The organism is uncultured Sphingomonas sp. (genome assembly GCF_964243315.1).
GTDB lineage: Bacteria > Pseudomonadota > Alphaproteobacteria > Sphingomonadales > Sphingomonadaceae > Sphingomonas.
The window spans coordinates 1-20,240 of record NZ_CAXTEM010000054.1 but is presented as its reverse complement, the minus strand read 5'-3'; the positions used below and the strand labels follow the sequence as shown (position 1 = coordinate 20,240).

At 67.9% G+C, this 20,240-nt stretch carries 18 protein-coding genes; 7 read left to right on the top strand and 11 right to left on the bottom strand.

Annotation, left to right across the window (positions count from 1 at the left end; genetic code table 11):
- Together atpA and ACFE77_RS13240 are read right to left on the bottom strand one after the other, a co-directional pair.
- On the bottom strand, positions 1-1,096 hold a 1,096-nt coding region (atpA, locus tag ACFE77_RS13245; RefSeq protein WP_375422117.1), incomplete at its 3' end, for a F0F1 ATP synthase subunit alpha.
- 28 nt (positions 1,097-1,124) lie between these two features.
- Entirely contained in the window at positions 1,125-1,679 is a 555-nt protein-coding gene (locus ACFE77_RS13240) for a F0F1 ATP synthase subunit delta (RefSeq protein ID WP_375422116.1), read from the bottom strand.
- A 243-nt stretch (positions 1,680-1,922) separates the two neighbouring features.
- Here ACFE77_RS13240 and ACFE77_RS13235 point away from each other — a divergent pair, with 243 nt between their 5' ends.
- A complete protein-coding gene (locus ACFE77_RS13235; protein ID WP_375422115.1) occupies positions 1,923-2,603 on the top strand; it encodes a dienelactone hydrolase family protein in 681 nt (226 codons plus the stop codon).
- A gap of 205 nt (positions 2,604-2,808) precedes the next feature.
- Here ACFE77_RS13235 and ACFE77_RS13230 read toward each other — a convergent pair whose 3' ends face one another.
- A complete protein-coding gene (locus tag ACFE77_RS13230) occupies positions 2,809-4,347 on the bottom strand; it encodes a tetratricopeptide repeat protein (protein ID WP_375422114.1) in 1,539 nt (512 codons plus the stop codon).
- A 142-nt stretch (positions 4,348-4,489) separates the two neighbouring features.
- Between ACFE77_RS13230 and ada the strand changes: the two genes are divergently transcribed.
- The 4 genes from ada (at position 4,490) to ACFE77_RS13210 (ending at position 10,118) form a co-directional block, all read left to right on the top strand.
- Positions 4,490-5,533 carry a bifunctional DNA-binding transcriptional regulator/O6-methylguanine-DNA methyltransferase Ada gene (ada, locus tag ACFE77_RS13225; RefSeq protein WP_375422113.1) on the top strand — a complete coding sequence of 348 codons (1,044 nt, stop codon included), beginning with the start codon at positions 4,490-4,492 and terminating at the stop codon, positions 5,531-5,533.
- A gap of 111 nt (positions 5,534-5,644) precedes the next feature.
- On the top strand, positions 5,645-7,192 hold the full coding sequence (locus ACFE77_RS13220; protein WP_375422112.1) for a CpaF family protein: 1,548 nt from the start codon (positions 5,645-5,647) through the stop codon (positions 7,190-7,192).
- Between the two features lie 11 nt (positions 7,193-7,203).
- Complete coding sequence (locus tag ACFE77_RS13215) at positions 7,204-8,898, top strand: DUF6311 domain-containing protein (RefSeq protein WP_375422111.1); 1,695 nt, start codon at positions 7,204-7,206, stop codon at positions 8,896-8,898.
- Positions 8,899-8,942: 44 nt separating this feature from the next.
- On the top strand, positions 8,943-10,118 hold the full coding sequence (locus ACFE77_RS13210) for an aspartyl protease family protein (RefSeq protein WP_375422110.1): 1,176 nt from the start codon (positions 8,943-8,945) through the stop codon (positions 10,116-10,118).
- 6 nt (positions 10,119-10,124) lie between these two features.
- Here ACFE77_RS13210 and ACFE77_RS13205 read toward each other — a convergent pair whose 3' ends face one another.
- Positions 10,125-10,310 (bottom strand): hypothetical protein, encoded by a 186-nt coding sequence (locus ACFE77_RS13205; protein ID WP_375422109.1) that lies wholly within the window; start codon positions 10,308-10,310, stop codon positions 10,125-10,127.
- A 2-nt stretch (positions 10,311-10,312) separates the two neighbouring features.
- Complete coding sequence (gene phaR / locus ACFE77_RS13200; protein WP_375422108.1) at positions 10,313-10,885, bottom strand: polyhydroxyalkanoate synthesis repressor PhaR; 573 nt, start codon at positions 10,883-10,885, stop codon at positions 10,313-10,315.
- Positions 10,886-10,963: 78 nt separating this feature from the next.
- Between phaR and ACFE77_RS13195 the strand changes: the two genes are divergently transcribed.
- Positions 10,964-11,968 carry an alpha/beta hydrolase gene (locus tag ACFE77_RS13195; protein WP_375422107.1) on the top strand — a complete coding sequence of 335 codons (1,005 nt, stop codon included), beginning with the start codon at positions 10,964-10,966 and terminating at the stop codon, positions 11,966-11,968.
- A 36-nt stretch (positions 11,969-12,004) separates the two neighbouring features.
- The gene (locus ACFE77_RS13190; protein WP_375422106.1) at positions 12,005-13,177 is read left to right on the top strand and encodes an acetyl-CoA C-acetyltransferase; all 1,173 of its coding nucleotides are present in this window, start codon (positions 12,005-12,007) and stop codon (positions 13,175-13,177) included.
- Between the two features lie 126 nt (positions 13,178-13,303).
- On the opposite strand, the gene ACFE77_RS13185 is transcribed toward ACFE77_RS13190, so the two are convergent.
- From ACFE77_RS13185 to ACFE77_RS13160, 6 genes are all read right to left on the bottom strand, one after another.
- Entirely contained in the window at positions 13,304-14,353 is a 1,050-nt protein-coding gene (locus ACFE77_RS13185) for an alanine racemase (protein ID WP_375422105.1), read from the bottom strand.
- Positions 14,354-14,378: 25 nt separating this feature from the next.
- Positions 14,379-15,980, bottom strand: coding sequence for an MFS transporter (locus tag ACFE77_RS13180; RefSeq protein WP_375422104.1), 1,602 nt, complete (start codon positions 15,978-15,980; stop codon positions 14,379-14,381).
- 218 nt (positions 15,981-16,198) lie between these two features.
- Entirely contained in the window at positions 16,199-17,077 is an 879-nt protein-coding gene (gene mmsB, locus ACFE77_RS13175) for a 3-hydroxyisobutyrate dehydrogenase (protein WP_375422103.1), read from the bottom strand.
- A 118-nt stretch (positions 17,078-17,195) separates the two neighbouring features.
- The gene (locus ACFE77_RS13170) at positions 17,196-17,972 is read right to left on the bottom strand and encodes an enoyl-CoA hydratase (protein WP_375422102.1); all 777 of its coding nucleotides are present in this window, start codon (positions 17,970-17,972) and stop codon (positions 17,196-17,198) included.
- A gap of 28 nt (positions 17,973-18,000) precedes the next feature.
- A complete protein-coding gene (locus ACFE77_RS13165; protein WP_375422101.1) occupies positions 18,001-19,044 on the bottom strand; it encodes an enoyl-CoA hydratase/isomerase family protein in 1,044 nt (347 codons plus the stop codon).
- A gap of 150 nt (positions 19,045-19,194) precedes the next feature.
- On the bottom strand, positions 19,195-20,240 hold a 1,046-nt coding region (locus ACFE77_RS13160), incomplete at its 5' end, for an acyl-CoA dehydrogenase family protein (RefSeq protein WP_375422100.1).

Sequence of the window (20,240 nt, the reverse complement as noted above, 5' to 3'; positions counted from 1 at the left end):
TGATCGCGGGGCGGATGCCCGCGAAGAACAGGTCGGTTTCGAGGAAGATCTGGCCATCGGTGATCGAGATCACGTTGGTCGGGATGTAGGCCGACACGTCGCCTGCCTGGGTCTCGATGATCGGCAGCGCGGTGAGCGAGCCCGATCCATTGTCCTTGTTCATCTTCGCCGCGCGCTCGAGGAGGCGCGAGTGGAGATAGAACACGTCGCCCGGATAGGCTTCGCGGCCCGGCGGGCGGCGCAGCAGCAGCGACATCTGGCGATACGCCACCGCCTGCTTGGACAGATCGTCATAGACGATCAGCGCGTGCATGCCGTTGTCGCGGAAATACTCGCCCATCGCGCAGCCGGTATAGGGCGCGAGGAACTGCATCGGCGCAGGATCCGACGCGGTCGCGGCGACCACGATCGAATAATCCATCGCGCCGTTCTCGGTCAGCGTCTTGACGATCTGCGCCACCGTCGAGCGCTTCTGCCCGATCGCGACATAGATGCAGTAAAGCTTCTTGCTCTCGTCGTCGCCGGCGTTTGCCGCCTTCTGGTTGATGAACGCGTCGATCGCGACCGCCGACTTGCCGGTCTGGCGATCGCCGATGATCAGCTCGCGCTGGCCACGGCCGACCGGCACCAGCGCGTCGATCGCCTTGAGGCCGGTCTGCACCGGCTCGTGCACCGAGGTGCGCGGGATGATGCCGGGCGCCTTCACCTCGACGCGGCTGCGCTGATCGCTCACGATCGGGCCCTTGCCGTCGATCGGGTTGCCGAGGCCGTCGACGACGCGCCCGAGCAGGCCCTTGCCGACGGGAACGTCGACGATGGTGCCGGTCCGCTTGACGACGTCGCCTTCCTTGATCTCCGAATCCGACCCGAAGATCACGACGCCGACGTTATCGGCCTCGAGGTTGAGCGCCATGCCCTGCACGCCGTTCGCGAATTCGACCATCTCGCCCGCCTGGACGTTGTCGAGCCCGTAGATGCGCGCGATGCCGTCGCCGACGCTCAGCACCTGGCCGGTCTCGGAGACCTCGGCCTCGGAACCGAAATTGGCGATCTGGTCCCTGATGACCTTCGAGATTTCTGCGGCGCGGATATCCATTGTCAGCCTTTCTGAACAGCGTGCGCTGTCAGCCTTTCATTGCGTGCGCGAGTGAGTTCAAACGGGTGCGGATCGACGAATCGATCATCTGGCTGCCGATGCGGACGACGAGCCCGCCGAGCAGCTGAGGGTCGACCGACAGATCGACCGAAACCTCACGACCGACGCGGGTGCGAAGCTGCTGCTTCAGCGCCGCGACCTGATCGTCGTCGAGCGGATGGGCGGAAACCACCTCCGCGGTGGTCTCGCCGCGATGCTGTGCCGCGAGCGTGCGAAACGCGCGGATGATCTTGGGGAGATCACCCAGCCGGCGGTTCTGCGCGAGCACGCCGAGGAAGCTGCGCGTCGTCGGATCGAGGCCCATCGTCTCGGCACTGGCGAGGATCGCCGCGGCGGCGTTGGTACGCGAGACCAGCGGGCTGGTCGTCAGCGTCTTGAAATCGGGCGACTGCGCGAGCGCATCCCGCACCGTGGCGAGACTCGCCTCGACCGCGTCGATGCGCTTCGACTCGCGCGCGAGATCGAACAGCGCCAGCGCATACCTGCCGCCTAAGCTCGCTTGAATACCGCCGGATGTCTCCACGCGATCGAAGTCCTCGTTCTCAACGGTTGATCCCGGACCTGCGAAGGCGACGCCTCCACCGGATCCTTGGCCCCATGCGAACAGGTGCGCAGCGAGTGCGCGTCCGATGGGTGCCGGGCGGTTAGCATCGGGGCCGGATCGATGCAACCCGTGCGGCCCCTGCCGATCCGCGACGCTTGGCGAAAGCCGCCCCCCGCGCTACCCGGCCGCAAGCGAACGACACGCGACAAATGGAGATCGACGATGGCCGACGGCAGCATGGCAAGGATGACGATGGCCGACGGCGCCCAGGTGGCGGTCTACCACGTCCACCCCGCAGGCGAACGGCGCGGCGGTCTCGTGCTGGTGCAGGAGATCTTCGGCGTCACCGATCACATCCGCGAATTGTGCGACGACTATGCGAAGGACGGCTACGAGGTGCTCGCCCCCGCGCTGTTCGACCGCGAGCATCCCGGATTCGAAGCAGACTACAGCGGCGACGGCCTGGCGGAGGCGATCCGGCTCGCACGCGAGGCGCACCCGTTCGCGCAATCGCTGGCGGACGTGCAGACCTGCGTCGACGCGCTGGCGGCGTCAGGACCGGTATTCGTCGTCGGCTATTGCTATGGCGGCTCGGTCGCGTGGTTTGCGGCGACGCAGCTAAACGGCGTCGCCGCCGCCAGCGGCTACTACGGCAGCCTGATCCCCGCCGCAGCCGACCAGGAACCGAAGGTGCCGGTGATCCTGCACTTCGGTCGCTACGACACCGGCATCCCGATGGAGGGCGTCGAGCAGGTGATCGCCAAGGGGTGGCCGAACGCGACCGTTCATGTCTACGACGCCGGCCACGGCTTCAATTCGGATCGTCGCAAGGATTACCACGAGCCGAGCGCCGCCCTGGCGAAGGCGCGCACGCTGGAACTGTTCCGCGCGAACGGGGGCTGAGGGCGGAAGCTTGTCACCCGGCACCTTCTTACCCCGACGTCTACTACCACCCCGGCGAAGGCCAGGGCCCAGTTGGGAATAGAGGGTAACGGAGCGCATTCCGTCGTCGCAAAAGCCTGCCCACCTGGGCCCCGGCCTTCGCCGGGGTGGTGGTGATACCGAACTGGGTGCAGGGTAGTGGTAGAAGTGGCGCGAAAGGCCCCCCTCAGTCGCCCTCCCCTTCCCCCGCCGCCTCCATCGCCTTCATCGCCGCAGCCGCCGCCTTGGGATCCTTCAGCGTATCGATCACCGCCAGCAGCTTAGCCGCCGGGTTGTCCGGCGCGGCGTGTGGATCGAAGGCGATCGGACGGAGATAGGTGCGCGCGGCGGCCAGATCGCCCTCCACCAGCTTCTGGCCCACCAACGCCATCCGGAGGGAACCGTCCTGGGGGATCAACTCGAACGCGCGTTCCAGTCCCTTGGCGGCGCTGGCGGTGGGTGGCTGATCCGCCATCTCGAAGCTTCGGTAGAACAGCGCCAGCGGCCATGCGCAATCCGGATCGATCCGGTTCGCCTTCACGATCCAGCTACGCGCGTCGGCCCAGACTTTCTTGTCGGTCGATTTCGCCTCCGCCGCGCGACGCAGGCGGACCTGCGCCTTGTATAGCATCGCCTGCACCGATTTCGGATCTACGGCCAGCGCGCGATCCGCCGCCGCCTCGGCCTCGTCGTCGCGCTTGGCATCGTACGCCATCTCCGCCAGCCATGATTGCGCCAGCGCATCGTCCGGATAGCGCGCCGCCAGCGCCGCCGCCTTGGTGTAGAGCGGCAGCGAGGTTGTGGCATTGACGCCGCGAACCGATCTCTGGCGGAACGGCATCAGGGCGCGCGCGCCTGGCGACAGCGTGTTCACGGTCACGGTGATCGCTGGCAGATTGACATATTGAATGGCCATCGCCGGTAACGTGCTCGCACGCAGATAGCGGTTGAGATCCCGATCGAGCGCCTTCAGGTCGCCGAACGCCTTGGTCGCCGCCGCGAGCGGGGGCATGCCGTCATTGATAAATTTTAAATACGCGTTGAACTTGGCGAAGCGCGCGGGATCGAACATCAGCCAGTGCGTCATCAGCCACCCGCGGCCGTACAGCGCCTCCCGCTCGACGTCGGACAATTTATGCGGCCGCGGATCGAGCAGGCGTTCGATGCTGATCCCGTTGGTCTCGATCAGGCCGTAGGCGCGGTGCTGCGCCGCGACCCCGACCATCGCCGAGGCCTTGTCGAACCGGGTGGTGGAGACGAACTCCGCATAGCCCTCGCTGAACCAGTTCGGGTAGGCGATCGTCGAGTTACCGAGCAGCAGGTGATGGCCATATTCGTGGAACAGCACGATCTGCGGCTGCAATCCGCCATCGCCATCGCCGCGTCCGGGCGTGAACGCGACCGAACCGCTGGCGCGAGGGACGTAGAACCCCGCAATGTCCCTGTCGCCGCCGTACAGCTTCTGGACCGAGGAGCGGCCGGACAGCACGAACACCGTCAGCGGATTGCTTGCCTGACCGTCGGAGACGTCGAATTTGTGTAAGCGGCGGACCACCGCGTCGAATCGCTCCAGCCGAGTCGCGAGATCGCGGATCCCGCTCTCGCTGTCGTCGGCGTAGACGATGAAGTGCGAGGAGCGCGCCTCGCGCCATTCCGCGGTCGCCGCGCCGCCGGTCGCGAGCGCGACCGCCGCGAACATTCGACTCGATGCCTTAAATGCTCCCATGTCTTCGTTCCTCCCCCGCCTGAACTTGGCCGACGCCGCCGCGACTTGTCAAAGAACTTGTCTCGTCATCATCGAAGGTTGCCCGCGGTTTGATCGCAAGTCCCGGGGTGCAGCGGCGGCGGCGGCGGGCTAGACCCGCGGCATGACGACGATCGACGAGACCATCGCTTGGGCGGCCTTCGAAGCGCGCGATCGCAATCACGACGGTCGCTTCGTCGTCGCGGTCCGCACCACCGGCATCTACTGCAAGCCGAGTTGCCCCGCGCGCCATCCCAAGCGGGCGAACGTGGAGTTCCACACGGATGCCGACTCCGCCCGCGCCGCCGGATTTCGCGCGTGCCTGCGCTGCAAGCCCGACGCGATCGGGCGCGACCGGCTGGCGGTCGCCGAGGCGCTGGCGCTGCTGGCCGGCGATGGTGCACCGATCGGGCTCGACGCACTCGCGGCCCGGGTCGGCTATGCCCCGCATCATTTCCACCGGCTGTTCAAGCGCGCGACCGGGGTGACCCCCGCCGCCTATGCCCGCGGCCTGCGCAGCACCCGCGCCGCCGACGCCCTGTCCAAGGAGAGCAACGTGACCGACGCGATCTACGAGGCAGGCTATTCCGCGCCGAGCCGCTTCTACGCGAACGGCGCGCGGCGGCTGGGGATGGCACCGAGCGCCTGGGCGAACGGCGGCGCGGGCGAGACCATCCGCTGGACGATCGTCGATACGAGCCTCGGCGCGATGTTCGTCGCCGCCACCGCGCGTGGCTTGTGTCGGGTGTCGTTCGACGAGGACGAGACCGCGCTGAGGACACGCTTCCCCGCCGCCGAGATCGTCCCAGGCGATGCGGCGCTCGCCGAACTCGCCGCGCGGGTGGTGGCCGCGGTGGAATCGCCCGATCGCGATCACGATCTGCCGCTCGACGTGCGGGGCACCGCGTTTCAGGAGGCGGTGTGGCAGGCGCTCAGGACCATTCCGCAGGGGGAGACCCGAACCTATAGCGAGTTGGCCGCGATAGCGGGCAATCCGAACGCGGTGCGTGCCGCGGGCACCGCCTGCGGACGCAATCCGGTGTCGATCGTCATCCCCTGCCACCGCGCCCAGCGCACCGACGGCACGCTCGGCGGCTACGCCTATGGCCTGGATCGCAAGCGCGCGTTGCTGGCGCGCGAGGCGCAGTCCGCCGCTCGGCCGGAATAGCGGCTTCTCGCTGCTCCATGCCTCGGATGGTCCGGCTTGGCACAAGGTTTGGTTAGTCAAATCTCAAGCTCTGGGCCCTACCCCTCGATTGATCTTGAGAGGTGCCATGGCATGAGTGCGTTCGGACGTCGCAGTGGAGTAGGAAGCGGGCAGTCGAGCCGTCCGGCGTTCGGCGTCGCGCGCCCGATGCAGGGCGGCGGCGCCCAACGCTCCGACGCCGATGCGCCGGGGTCGCAATTCCCGCCGATCGATTCGTTGCCGATGCCGGGCGAGACCGCGCTGCCACCGCTCGACAATGGCAGCGGCATCATGGGCGTCACCACCGGCGACGCGATGCAGCGGCTCACCGAGCGGCAGAACGCCAGCGGCGATGCCGGCAACAGCCGCGTCGAGGGCTTTGAAAGCTCGATCCACAAGATCAAGGAACAGGTGCTGCCGCGCCTGCTGGAACGTGTCGACCCGGAAGCGGCGGCGACGCTCGGCAAGGACGAACTCGCCGAGGAATTTCGCCCGATCATCGGCGAAGTGCTCGCCGAACTGAAGCTGACGCTCAACCGGCGCGAACAATTCGCGCTGGAAAAGGTATTGGTCGACGAGTTGCTCGGGCTCGGGCCGCTAGAAGAATTGCTCGCCGATCCGTCGATCTCCGACATCATGGTCAACGGCCCCGAACAGACTTTCATCGAACGCAAGGGGAAGCTCGAACTCGCGCAGATCCAGTTCCGCGACGAGGAGCATCTGTTCCAGATTGCGCAGCGCATCTGCAACTCGGTCGGCCGTCGTGTCGACCAGACTACCCCGCTCGCCGACGCCCGGCTGAAGGACGGCAGCCGCGTCAACGTCATCGTGCCGCCGCTCAGCCTGCGCGGCACCGCGATCTCGATCCGTAAATTTTCTGCGAAACCGATCACGCTCGACATGATGGCGAACGGTGGGTCGATGAGCGCGAAGATGGCGACCGCGCTGAAGATCGCGGGTGCCAGCCGCTTCAACATCGTCATCTCGGGCGGCACCGGTTCGGGCAAGACGACGATGCTCAATGCGTTGTCGAAGATGATCGACCCGGGCGAGCGCGTGCTGACGATCGAGGACGCCGCGGAGCTTCGCCTGCAGCAGCCTCACTGGCTGCCGCTCGAAACCCGCCCTGCCAATCTGGAGGGCCAGGGCGAGATTAGCATCCGCGATCTTGTCAAGAACGCCCTGCGTATGCGCCCGGACCGCATCATCCTAGGCGAAATCCGTGGCAGCGAGTGTTTCGACATGCTCGCCGCCATGAACACCGGTCACGATGGCTCGATGTGTACGCTCCACGCCAACTCCCCGCGCGAGGCGCTCGCGCGAATGGAGAACATGGTGATGATGTCGGACATCAAGGTCCCGAAGGAGGCGATCAGCCGCCAGATCGCGGACTCGGTCGAGCTGATCGTCCAGGTCAAGCGGCTGCGCGACGGCTCGCGCCGCGTCACCAACGTCACCGAGGTGATCGGCATGGAGGGCGCGGTGATCGTCACCCAGGAATTGTTCAAGTTCGAGTATCTGGACGAAAGCGCCGACGGCAAAATCATCGGCGAATACCGCGCCATGGGCCTGCGCCCGTACACGCTCGACAAGGCCAAGCAGTACGGCTTCGACCAGGCATATCTGGAAGCGTGTCTCTAGAAGGGCAGCGGATGACCAGCTTCTCGGACACGCTCGAGCCGTCGCGCGCCGGCGTTCGCCCGGCGTCGGGGCGCCCGACCGCCTTCCTCGATATGGCAGTCTTCAATCCGGCGAGCGGCTGGCGGCACCGATTGCTCACCCCGACCCTGTTGCTGGTGCTGCCGCTCGCGATGTTCTTCGCGTTCTTCCATCCGGCGACGCTGCGGATCGACAATCCCGGCTGGCTGATCCGCGGCAGCGACAATGGCGAGAATGCGCTGGGCGCCCATGCCTATTGGCACGATCCCGCGGCTGGCGCGTCGCTGAAGACCGGTCTGCTCAACGCCCCCAACGGGGTGCCGGTGCTCTATACCGACAGCAATCCGTTGCTAACCCTGGCCGCAAAGGCCGTCGCGGCGTGGTTGCCGGCCGATGCGCAGCTCGTCGGCCCGTCCATCCTTGCGAGCCTGATCCTGCAAGCCCTCTTCGCCTGGCTGCTGCTCCGCCGCCACGCACCCGGCCCGGTCGCTTTATGGGCGGGCGTAGTCCTCCTCGCCTTCCCCCCGACGCTCGCCCACCGTTTCGTCCACGTCAATCTGATGGCGCACTGGACGATCCTGGCCGCGCTCTACCTGTTCCTCGACGCCAAGCGTGGCGAGCGGATGCGATGGTGGGCGCCGCTGATCGCCGTCACCGCGCTGATCCACAGCTATCTGTTGGTCATGGTCGGCGCGATCTGGGCGTCGGCGATGCTCGCGCGCTTCGTCGACGGGTCGGCGCGGACGCGGCTGACGACGTTGCTGCACGGCCTCGTCATGCTGGCGCTGGTCGCGTCGCTGGCCCTGTGGCTGGGAGTCGGCGATCAGGAGGCGGCGCGCAACTTCGGTGCGTTCTCGATGCCGCTCGATGCCTTGTGGAATCCGGGGATCACCAGCTTTTCCAATCTGCTGCCTGCGCATGAGGAGAGTCCGGGCCGCAACTTCGAGGGGTTCCAGTATCTCGGCGCCGGCGGCCTGGTGCTGATCGCCGCAGCGATCGCGATCGCGCGTCGCCTGCCGGCTCGCGAGGGTGAACGCGCTACCGGGCAGCGGCTGCGCAGGCTGGTGCCCGCGCTCATCGTGCTCGCGATCCTCGCGGTCCTCCACATGCCGCTGCCTCCCTTCTTGCAGGTGGTGCTGGATCCGGTGCGCGCGTCGGGACGGCTGTTCTGGCCGGTCGGCTATGTGCTGGTGCTGATGGCGGTGCTCGCCGTCTTCCGCCTTTCGGCCGAGCGCGCGGCGCTGACCCTAGTCGCGCTGGTCGCGCTGCAGGTCATCGACTTGTCGGGCATGGCCGACGCGGTCCGGGCGCAAAGCCGGGAAGCCGGCAAGCACCGGCTCTACGTCCGCACCTTGGACCCACGATGGGAGCAGTTGGTCGGAGCGTCGCGATCGATCGCCTTCCTGCCGGGCGACGTGACCCAGGATCTCGCGCTGTTCCAGGAGATCGCCTGGCGCGCGGTGAAGGCCGGGCGTCCCGTCACCAGCGTCTATGCCGCGAGAACCAGCAAGGCCACGCAGCGGCGCCTCGTCGCCGAGGAGGCAGCCTTTGCGCGTGGCGAACTCGTCCCCGGGCGGCTCTATGTCCTGCTCTCCGATCTGCCGCTGCCCGGCATCGCCGATGCGCGCGCGCTCACCATAGACGGTGTGACCGTCGTCGCGCCGGACGATCCCACCCCGGGACCCTGAATCCTCCTCACCGATCCGGGCGCGATCGGCCTATAGGACCGGCGATGCTTCGCCTTTCCTCGGTCCTCGTGCCGCTCCTGCTTGCGGCCGCGCCCGCCACTCCGCGTGACGGCATCGCCACGCTCAGCGCCGATGCGGAGGCGCGCTGGGTGCCGTTCGATCTGACGCCCGGCAACCAGATCCGGTTCGCGATGACGCTGGACGGCAAGCCGATCGTCGCAGTGCTCGACACCGGGGTGAGCTATTCGGTGCTCGCGGCGGCGTCCGCTGCCACGATCCCGGCGCGAGTCGTGAAGGGCGGCACCGCGACCGCGATCGGCGGCAAAGTCGGGATCGGCTGGATGCCGACCGCGGAACTCACGATCGGCGGGCTGACCCGCCGCGGCGGCCGCGTCGCGGTGGCGCCCCTGCCCGCGGCGGCGACCGGCAGCGCGGATGCGGTGGACATGCTCGTCGGGCGCGATGTCACCGGCGCACAGGCGCTCGACATTGATTTCGCCGCTCGCCGCTTTCGCCTGTTGCCCTCGGGCCGGATGCCGTTCGTTGGAACGGTGGCACCACTGTCGATCTCGGCCAGACGGCAGATCTACGAGAGCGCGATCACGCTGGCCGGACGCCGCCTGTCGCCGATCGTGGTCGACACCGGCGATGGCGCCGCGGTGACGCTATCCGCCGCATCATGGCGCGCGACGGCGCCACACGACGCGCGAACGACGACGACGATCTCGTTCGGGCTCGCCGGATCGACGGTCAGCACGCTGACGATCGTGCCGACGCTGACGATCGGCGGTCTTACCGCGCGACAGACCGAGTTGCGTGTCGAGCCCGCCGGCGGCTTCTCGGACGGGATCGGCGTCGCGGGGCGGATCGGCTCGGGCTTTCTCCAACGCTACCGCGTGCTGCTCGATCCCGCCGCGGGGCGCATGGTCCTGCAACCCGGCCCCACCGCGGATCGCCCCCCGCTCCGCTCCACCAGCGGCTTGCTCGTCCGAGTCGAGCCCGATCGGTTACGGGTGCTGCACGTGATGCGCGGCAGCCCGGCGGCGGAGACCGGCTGGCGCGACGACGACCAGATCTGCGCGGTCGACGGATCGCCGATCACCGCAGCCTACACCGGCAGCCCTCTTGCCGCCTGGTCGATCGGCGCACCCGGACGCATCGTCGCGCTGCGGCTGTGCGACGGCAGCGTGCGCACGCTGACGCTGAAGCACTTCTACTGAACCGCGTTACTTCAGGTTCGCACCCAGGCTGATGCAGATCGCCGCGACGAGCAGCGCCGCCATCTGCACCGATCGCCAGTCCACGAGCCCCACCCGATCGGGATCGACGCGACGCCGGCGGCGGCGTTCACCCAGCCCGGCGACCACCGCGACCGCGATCGAGGCGCCCGCAGCGACGAACGGCAACGGCATCGTCAGGCGAGCTTCTCGACCTTGTCCTGCAACCGCGACAACTCCTGCTTCAACGCCGCGATCTCGTCGTCCTTGCTGGTTCCGGCGGGCGCGGCGGGGGTCGTCGGCACCACGCCCGGTGCGCCCGCGCCGCCCGGCTTGAACGCCTGCGTCGCGGCCTCGAACATCGCCATGTTGCGCTTCGCCATCTCGGCGAACGGCGAATTGGCGAAGGCACCCTGCACCGCCGACTTGAACTGTTCCTGGTTGCGACGGAAGCTGTCCATCGACTCTTCGAGATAGCCCGGCACCATCGCCTGCATCGAGTCGCCGTACATCGAGATCAGCTGGCGCAGGAAGTTGACCGGCAGCATCGTCTGCCCGCGGCTTTCCTCCTCCATGATGATCTGGGTGAGGACGTTGTGCGTGATGTCGTCGTCCGACTTCGCATCCACGACCTTGAAGTCCCGCCCCTCGCGGGTCATCGTCGCGAGATGGTCCAGCGTGATGTAGGACGAGGTTTCGGTGTTATAGAGCCGGCGGTTGGCGTATTTCTTGATGATGACGACACCATCACCGTTGATCTGCTTCTTCATATGGCCACCCCGAGCGTGAATGCTAACCATACTACAGGCTTTCATACCGCACCGCAACACGGGCCCAGGCCGCTACCCTTGTTCCTGGACATGCTGCGCAGCGAAACCGCAGCATCGCCCGATCGCTTGGCCGCCGCCATGGCCGGATTGCAGGCCTATCAGGTCGCAGAGCGTCCGCCGTTCCCCGCTCCGCCTGCTGCACCGCACCGCGTAGGTCGCGCGTCTCTGCGTGATTATGGATCACCCGATACGCGCGGTCGTCACGTCGTGCTGGTCCCGTCGCTGATCAATCCGCCCGACATTCTAGACCTTGGGCCCGACCGATCGTTGCTGCGGTGGCTCGCCGAGCGCGGGCTGCACCCTTGGCTGGTGGACTGGGGCACGCCCGGCCCCGAGGACCGCGACCTCGACATCGCCGCGCATGTCGAGCGGCTGCTGGTGCCGTTGATCGCCGAACTCGACGCTCCGCCGGTGCTGGTCGGCTACTGCCTCGGCGGCACGATGGCGGTCGCCGCCGCCGCGATCGCCCCCGTCGCCGGCCTGGCGACGATCGCCGCGCCATGGCGCTTCGAGGGCTATGGCGCCGGGCGCGACGCGATCGCGGCGATGTGGGCGAGCGCCCGACCGACGTGCGAGGCGCTAGGCGTCGTACCGATGGAGGTGTTGCAAGCCGGCTTCTGGAAGCTCGACCCCGCTCGCACGGTCGCCAAGTACGAACGGTTCGCGACTCTTGCGCTCGACAGCGACGCCGCCCTCAGCTTCGTCCGGCTCGAGGATTGGGCGAATGCCGGCGCGCCGCTGCCCTATGCTGCGGGCCGCTCGCTGTTCGAGGACCTGGTCGCCGCCGACCTGCCCGGTCGCGGCACGTGGCACGTCGGCGGGCGCATGATCGACCCGCTCACGCTCGACTGCCCCGCGATCGAGTTCGTATCGCGGACCGACCGCATCGTGCCCGCCGCCACCGCCGCAGGCCTGCCGCAACGCCGCGACCTCGCGATCGGCCATGTCGGGATGATCGTCGGCGGCCGTGCCCGCGACCAGCTCTGGACGCCGTTAGCCGACTGGATCGACGCGCTCGGCTAGCCTATGGGACCGGCAACCAGTCGAAAAGGACATGTGATGACCGATATCGTGATCACCGCCGCGAAGCGTACCCCGGTCGGCAGCTTCCTCGGTGCCTTCGCCGCGACCCCCGCGCATGAGCTCGGCCGAGTCGCGATCGAGGCCGCTCTCGCGCAGGCCGGCGTCGGCGGCGACGAAGTGTCGGAGGTGATCCTCGGCCAAGTGCTCACCGCCGCGCAGGGCCAGAACCCCGCGCGCCAGGCATCGATGGCCGCGGGTATTCCCAAGGAGGTGCCCGCCTGGGGCGTCAACCAGGTCTGCGGCTCGGGCCTGCGCGCGGTGGCGCTCGCCTGCCAGGCGGTCGCGACCGGCGACGCCACGATCGTGGTCGCGGGCGGCCAGGAATCGATGTCGCTCAGCGCGCATGCGCAAACGATGCGCGGCGGGCAGAAGATGGGCGATCTCGCGCTCGTCGACACGATGGTGAAGGACGGCCTTACCGACGTCTTTAACGGCTATCACATGGGCATCACCGCCGAGAACTTGGCGGAACAATATCAGGTCACCCGCGGCGAACAGGACGCCTTCTCGGTCCGCTCGCAAAACCAGGCCGAGGCGGCGCGCGCATCGGGCCGCTTCAAGGACGAGATCGCGCCGGTCACGGTGAAGGGTCGCAAGGGCGACACGATCGTCGCGGACGACGAATATATCCGCAGCGACGCGACGCTCGACAGCGTGTCCAGCGTACGGCCCGCGTTCAAGAAGGACGGCACCGTCACCGCCGCCAACGCCAGCGGCCTCAACGACGGCGCCGCGGCGCTGGTGATCATGACCCGCGAAGAGGCCGAGCGCCGCGGCAGCCCGATCCTCGCCACCATCAAGAGCTGGGCGAGCGCGGGCGTCGATCCGTCGATCATGGGCATCGGCCCGGTCCCCGCCACCCGCCGCGCGCTCGAAAAGGCCGGCTGGACGATCGCCGACCTCGACCTGATCGAAGCCAACGAAGCCTTCGCCGCACAGGCGCTCTCGGTAGGCAAGGAACTCGGCTGGGACGCCGACAAGGTCAACGTCAACGGCGGCGCGATCGCGATCGGCCACCCGATCGGCGCCAGCGGCGCGCGCGTGCTGACGACGCTGATCTACGAGATGCAAAAGCGCGACGCCAAGAAGGGCCTCGCCACCCTGTGCATCGGCGGCGGCATGGGCATCGCCATGTGTTTGGAGCGGTAATCCGCGAAGTCGGTGCACGCGGCAACGTGCTCCTGCGAACGCAGGAGCCCAGGGTTAAAAGCGTTGGCGATCGTCACCCTGGGTTCCTGCCTCCGCAGGAACACGCGCTCATGATCGACGGCTCGCCTAGAACCAGCTTCTCTCGAACCGCTCGCGCAGGCCGGTCAGCAACTCATATTGCGACACCCCCGTCGCGATCGACGCGGTGGCCAGATCATAGTCGAGCGGGACCCAATCGCCCTCGGCGATTACGGCCCGGCTGGTGACATCGATCGCCACCAGGTCCATCGACACCCGCCCCAGGACCGGCAACGCACCACCCCCGGCGCTGCCGACCCCCGAAAAGGCGCGGCGATAGCCGTCCGCATAGCCGATATTGAGGATCGCCACCTCGGTCGGCGCGGATGCGGTCCAGGTGGCGTTGTAGCCGACCGTCTCGCCGGCCGCGACGCAGCGCCGTTGGAGGATCTGGGCCTCGGGCGTGACGACCTGGCGGATGATGTCCGCGAACTCGGGGCGAGGTACACCGCCGTAGAGCGCCAACCCCGGTCGAACGAGATCGAACGCGTAGCCCGCCCCCAGCGCGACCGCCGCCGAGTTGGCGAGGCTCATCCGCCGCGCGCTCGTCTTCCCCACCAGCCCCGCAAAGGCCGCGCGCTGGCGTTCGTTCATCGCGCTGTCCTCGTCGGCGCAGGCGAGGTGGCTCATCAGCGTCTCGATCGCGAGCCCGTCGAGCAACCCGCCCGCGACCGCCTCCGGCGACACGCCAAGCCGGTTCATGCCGGTATCGACCATCACGTCGCACGCGCCGCCGCTCGCGGCCTTCCACCGGGCGACCTGCGCGTCGGTGTTGAGCACCGGACGCGCGATCCCGCCGGCCGCGACCGCCATGTCCTCCTCGCGAACGCCGTGCAGCACGGACACCGTGACCCCCAGCGGGGCAAGCGCAGCCGCTTCCGCCCAGGTCGCCACGAAGAAGTCGCGGCAGCCGATGCCCGCCAGCGTCCGCACGACCTCGACCGCGCCGAGGCCATAACCGTCGGCCTTCACCGCCGCCCCGCACGCGGCGCCGCCGGCTAGCCGGTCGAGTGCCCGCCAATTGTCGGACAGCGCGGATCGATCGAGGCGGAGGCGGAGGGGGGAGGCGACGGTCACCGCGCCGCGATAGTCGCCCACGCGCCGAGCGTCGATGGCGCAGCGATCAGCGGACGAGTTCCTTTTCGTTCAGCCCGATCACCGTGACCACCAGCGCCATCGCGACCACCGCCATCGTGTACCACAGGCCCGCGAACGGATCGCCGGTTCGCGCGACGATGTACTGGCTGATGAACGGCAGGAAGCCGCCAAAATAGCCGGTGCCGAGATGATAGGGGATCGACAGCGAGCTGTAGCGGATCGCGGGCGGGAACATCTCCGACAATAGCGCCGCGACCGGTCCGAAGGTGATGCCCGACAGCGCACCCATGACCAGGATCGCGAGGAAGATCACCAGGATGTTGCTCGCCGACGGCACCACCTTGGCGAGGTCATATCCCGCCCGGGTCAGCGCCGCATCGAGTGCCGCGGGGCTATGATCCGCGATCGGCTCGCCCCCGATCGCGACCATCGTCACCGTGGTCACGCGCTTGGTGTAGGGCACGCCCTTCTTGCTGAAATAATCGAGCAATTGCCCGCATTCGTCCGCCTGCTTCGCCGCGAACGGGCTGTAGGCGCAATGCGGCCCAGCGACGATCACCGGCGCCCGGTCGGCCGCCCGCGCCAGCGCCGGATTGGCCGCCGCGCCGATCGTCCAGAAGATCGGGAACAGCAGCAGCAGCGTCATCGCATAACCGATCACGATCGGTGTCTTGCGCCCGACCCGGTCCGACAGCCAGCCGAACAGCACGAACCAGCCGAGCCCCGCCAGCGCCCCCGCGCCGGTGATCAGTTGCGCGACGGTCTCGTCGACCCGCATCGTCGTCTGCAGGAACGACAGCACGGTGAACATCGCGGTGTACCAGATCACCGTCAGCCCCGCGGCGATGCCGAACAGCGCGACGATCATCCGCCGCAGATTGCCGGGATAGGTGAAGCTCTCGACCAGCGGATTGCCCGCGCGCTCGCCCGCCGCGCGCATCTTCAGGAACACCGGGCTTTCCGACAGCTTCAGCCGCATCCACAGCGAGATCGCGAGCAGCAGGATCGAAAACAGGAACGGAAACCGCCAGCCCCCGGCGGTCCACGCCTCCGACGACAACACGCCCTTGGTCGCGAGCACCACCGCGAGGCTGAGGATGAAGCCGCCGACGACGCCGGCCTGGATGAAGCTGGTGTAGAAACCGGATTTGCCGCGCGGCGAATGCTCGGCGACATAGATCGCCGCGCCGCCATATTCGCCGCCGAGCGCCAGCCCCTGCATGATCCGCAGCAGCAGCACCAGCGCGGGCGCGGCATATCCGATCGTCTCCGCCGACGGGATCAGCCCGACCCCCGCGGTCGCGACGCCCATCAGCGTGATCGTCACCAGGAACGTGTATTTGCGCCCGAGCCGGTCGCCCAGATAGCCGAACAGCACCGCACCGAGCGGCCGAAACCCGAACCCGACTGCGAACCCAGCCCAGGCGAGCAGCGTCTGGACGACCTCATTCCCCGCCGGAAAGAAGGTCCGCCCGATGATCCCCGACGCGGCCAACGTGCCGTAGATGAAGAAGTCGTACCATTCGAACACGGTGCCGAGCGACGACGCGCCGATGACCAGGCGGATGTCCTTGGCCGACGGTGGAGGGATGGCGATATCCTCGCCCGCAATCGCTGTGTCCGCCATCTCGCCCCCCTGTTCCGGGCAGGTCTATAGCCTGATGACATCGGCCTCAACCGGGACGTTCGCGAACGTCATTGGCGGGAAGGAGGCTCGACCACCCTCCGTTTGTCCTGAGTAGGGATCGAGTAGCCCGAAGGGCGTATCGATACCCCATTTCGATACGCCCTGCGGGCTACTTAATGGCTACTCAGGACGAACGGTAATGAGAGCTGCGTACGCGCTCACCCCCGCAGCATCCGGATCAGCGCGGAGAAATCGAGCCCGCCCTGCCCCGCCTCCGCCAGCCGCTCGTACAGCGCACGCGCTTCCGCCCCCATCGGCGTCGGCGCGCCGGTGTCATCTGCCGCGGCCATCGCCAGCCGCAGGTCCTTCAGCATCAGCGCCGCCGCGAACCCGCCCTGATAGTCGTGATCCGCCGGCGTATCCGGCCCGACCCCTGGCACCGGGCAATAAGTCGTCATCGACCAGCTCTGCCCCGACGAAACGCTCGCGATGTCGTAGAATTTCTGCGCATCGAGCCCGAGCTTCTCCGCAAGCAGGAACGCCTCGCACGTGCCCGCCATCGTCACGCCGAGCAGCATGTTGTTGCAGATCTTCGCCGCCTGCCCAGCGCCCGATGCACCGGCATGGATCACCGCCTTGCCCATGTCCGCCAGGAACGGCTCCGCGCGCGCGAAGCCCTCCGCGCTGCCCCCGACCATGAAGGTCAGCGTGCCCGCATTGGCCGCGCCGATCCCGCCCGACACCGGTGCATCGACCGCCACGAGACCTTTCGCGAGCGCGGCCTCCCCGACGCGCTTGGCGGTGGCGACGTCGATCGTCGAACAGTCGATCAGGACCGCGGTCGGCGCGGCGTTGCCGAACACCGCGTCGGTATAGACGCTCTCGACATGCGTGCCCGCGGGCAACATCGTGACGATCGCTTCGGCCCCCGCGATCGTCTCCATCGCGCCCGCGGCGGGCAAGCACCCCGCGGCTTCGGCGCGCGCGAGCGCATCGGCGGAGAGATCGAAGGCGCGCACGTCATGCCCCTTCTTCGCCAGGTTCGCGGCCATGCCGCCGCCCATGTTGCCCAGACCGATGAATGCGACGCGTGCCATCTACTTCACTCCCCTCCCGCCTGCGGGAGGGGCCGGGGGAGGGCCTTTCCGCGAACGGAGATGTTGTTTGGGAGGACAGGCCCTCCCCTAACCCCTCCCGCAAGCGGGAGGGGGATCGCTACTTACCAGTCCACTTGCCCGGACGCTTCTCCACGAAGGCGGCCATGCCCTCCTTCTGGTCCTCGGTTCCGAACAGCCCGTGAAACAAGCGCCGCTCGAACTGCACGCCCATCGCCAGACCGGTCTCGAACGCCGCGTCGACCATCTCCTTGTTGGCGAGCACCGCCAGCGGCGCCATCGACGCGATCGTCGCGGCGGTCTTCACCGCCTCCTCGACCAGTTCCGCGGCGGGCACCACGCGGCTGACCAGCCCCGCGCGCTCGGCCTCGGCAGCGTCCATCATCCGCCCGGTCAGGCACATCTCCATCGCCTTGGCCTTGCCGACCGCGCGGGTCAGCCGCTGCGATCCGCCCATGCCTGGCGACACCGCCAGCTTGATCTCCGGCTGCCCGAACTTGGCGGTGTCCGCCGCGAGGATGAAGTCGCACATCATCGCCAACTCGCACCCGCCGCCGAGTGCATAGCCCGCCACCGCCGCGATCACCGGCTTGCGCGTCTGCGTCAGCCGGTCATAGCCGGCAAAGAAGTCGCTGCCGTACATCGCCGCGAAGCCCTGCGCCGACATCTCCTTGATGTCCGCGCCAGCCGCGAACGCCTTCTCGCTGCCGGTCAGCACCGCACACCCTTGCGAGGGATCGGCGTCGAACGCGGCGAACGCCGCGAGCAGGTCGCTGAGCACCTGCGAATTCAGGGCGTTCAGCGCCTGAGGCCGGTTGAGCGTGACGAGCGTCACCGCCCCGCGCTGCTCGACGAGGATGGTCTCGTAATCGGTCATCGCTGTTCCTGTTCGTTCATGCCGCCCCTCATGACGGCGTCCACGCCTCGCCCGCCGAAAGCGGCGCGAAGATCTGGTCGATCACGTGATCGGTCACGCCCTCCGGCTCGGCCGGGTCCCAGCGCGGCGCATTGTCCTTGTCGACGATCACCGCACGTACCCCTTCGAGAAAGTCGTGGCGCTGCACCACCCGGCTGCCGACCGCATATTCATGCGCCATCTCGTCGGCGAAGCTCGCCATCCCCGCGCCGTCCTTCAACAACCGCAGCGACACCTTCATGGTCTGCGGCGATTTGGTCCGCAGCGTCGCCAGCGTCGCCGCCGCGAAGTCGGATCCGTCCGCCGCCAGCGCCGCATAGATGTCCTCCAGCGCATCGCTCGCGAACAGCCGGTCGATCGCCGCGCGGTTCCCCAGCAGTTTCGCCTCGCCCGCCGGCACCGCCAGCGCGTCGAGCGTCGCGCCGATCTCCTGCGGCGCGGCGGCGATCCTGCGCTTGGCCTCGTCGAGCGACGCGCTGTCGAGATAATGCGTCGCCATCCCCAGCGCGTGGCATTCGGCGCCGTCGAGCCTGTATCCGGTCAGCGCCAGATACTGCCCGATCCGCCCCGGCAGCCGCGACAGATACCATCCCGCGCCGACGTCCGGGAACAGCCCGATCCCGGTCTCGGGCATCGCCAGTTTGGTGTTTTCGGTGGCGATCCGGAAGGTGCACGGCAGCGCCAGCCCGACCCCGCCGCCCATGGTGATCCCGTCCATCACCGCGACGATCGGCTTGGCATAGGTGAACAGCCGGTGGTTCATCCGGTATTCGACATGGAAGAACGCCCGCGCCGCGACCCCGTCCGCCGCGCCCGATTCCGCCAGCATCCGGATGTCGCCACCCGCGCAGAACCCGCGCCCCTCGGCATGGTCGATCACCACCGCCTCGACCGCTAGATCGTCGCGCCACGCGTCCAGCGCCTCCAGGACGCCGGCGCACATCGCGGTGGTCAGCGCATGCAGCGCTTTCGGCCGGTTGAGGCGGATCCGGCCCAGAGGGCCTTCGACTGCTACGATCAGTTCATTGGTCATCCAAATTCCTCCCCTGCAAGGGGAGGGGGACCGCTCGCGCAGCGAGTGGTGGAGGGGGCGTGCCTCGGGCGGTGTCGCTCGCGGTGAGCCCCCTCCACCAGCCTGCGGCTGGTCCCCCTCCCCGTTCCGGGGAGGATCTGTTCGTCCCCCTCATTGCCGCGTCAGCTCGCGGCCGACGATCATCCGCATCACCTGGTTGGTCCCCTCCAGAATCGAATGCACCCGCAGGTCACGCCAGAAGCGCTCGATCGGATAGTCCATCAGATACCCGTAACCGCCATGCAGCTGCAGAGCCCGGTCAACCACCGCCGACCCTGTGTCGGTCGCTAGCCGCTTCGCCATCGCCGCGAACTTGGTCTTGTCGGGCGCGTTCGCGGTCACCTTCGCCGCCGCGACGTAAAGCAGATAGCGCGCCGCCTCGAGCTCGGTCGCCATGTCGGCGAGCGTGAACTGCGTGTTCTGGAAATCTGCGATCGGTTTCCCGAACTGCTTGCGATCCTTCGTATACCCGATCGCCTCATCCAGGCACCGTTGCGCCCCACCGAGCGAGCACGCGCCGATGTTGAGCCGCCCGCCGTCGAGCCCCATCATCGCGATCCGGAACCCCTCGCCGAGCCCGCCGACGAGGTTCTCTCCCGGCACCCGCACGCCGTCGAAGATCACCTGAGCGGTCGGTTGCGAATGCCAGCCGAGCTTGCGTTCGTTGGCGCCGAACGACACGCCCGGCATGTCCTTCTCGATCACCAGCGCGGAGATGCCCTTCGGCCCCTCCTCACCGGTGCGGACCATGGTCACATAGACCTCGTTCTCGCCCGCGCCGGAGATGAACTGCTTGGATCCGGTCACGATCCAGTCGTCGCCGTCGCGCACCGCCTTGGTCTTCAGCGCCGACGCGTCCGATCCGGACCCCGGCTCGGTTAGGCAATAGCTCGCGAGGCGATCCATCGTCACCAGGCTCGGCAGGTACTTGTCCTTCACCGTCTGCGACCCGAACCGGTCGATCATCCACGATGCCATGTTGTGGATCGAGATGAACGCGCTGGTCGACGGACAGCCATAGGCCATCGCCTCCATGATCAGCGCCGCCTCCAGCCGCCCGAGCGCGATCCCGCCGCTCTCCTCGCTGACATAGATCGACGCGAAGCCGAGCTCGGCCGCCGCCCTGATCGTGTCGCGCGGAAAGATGTGCTTCTCGT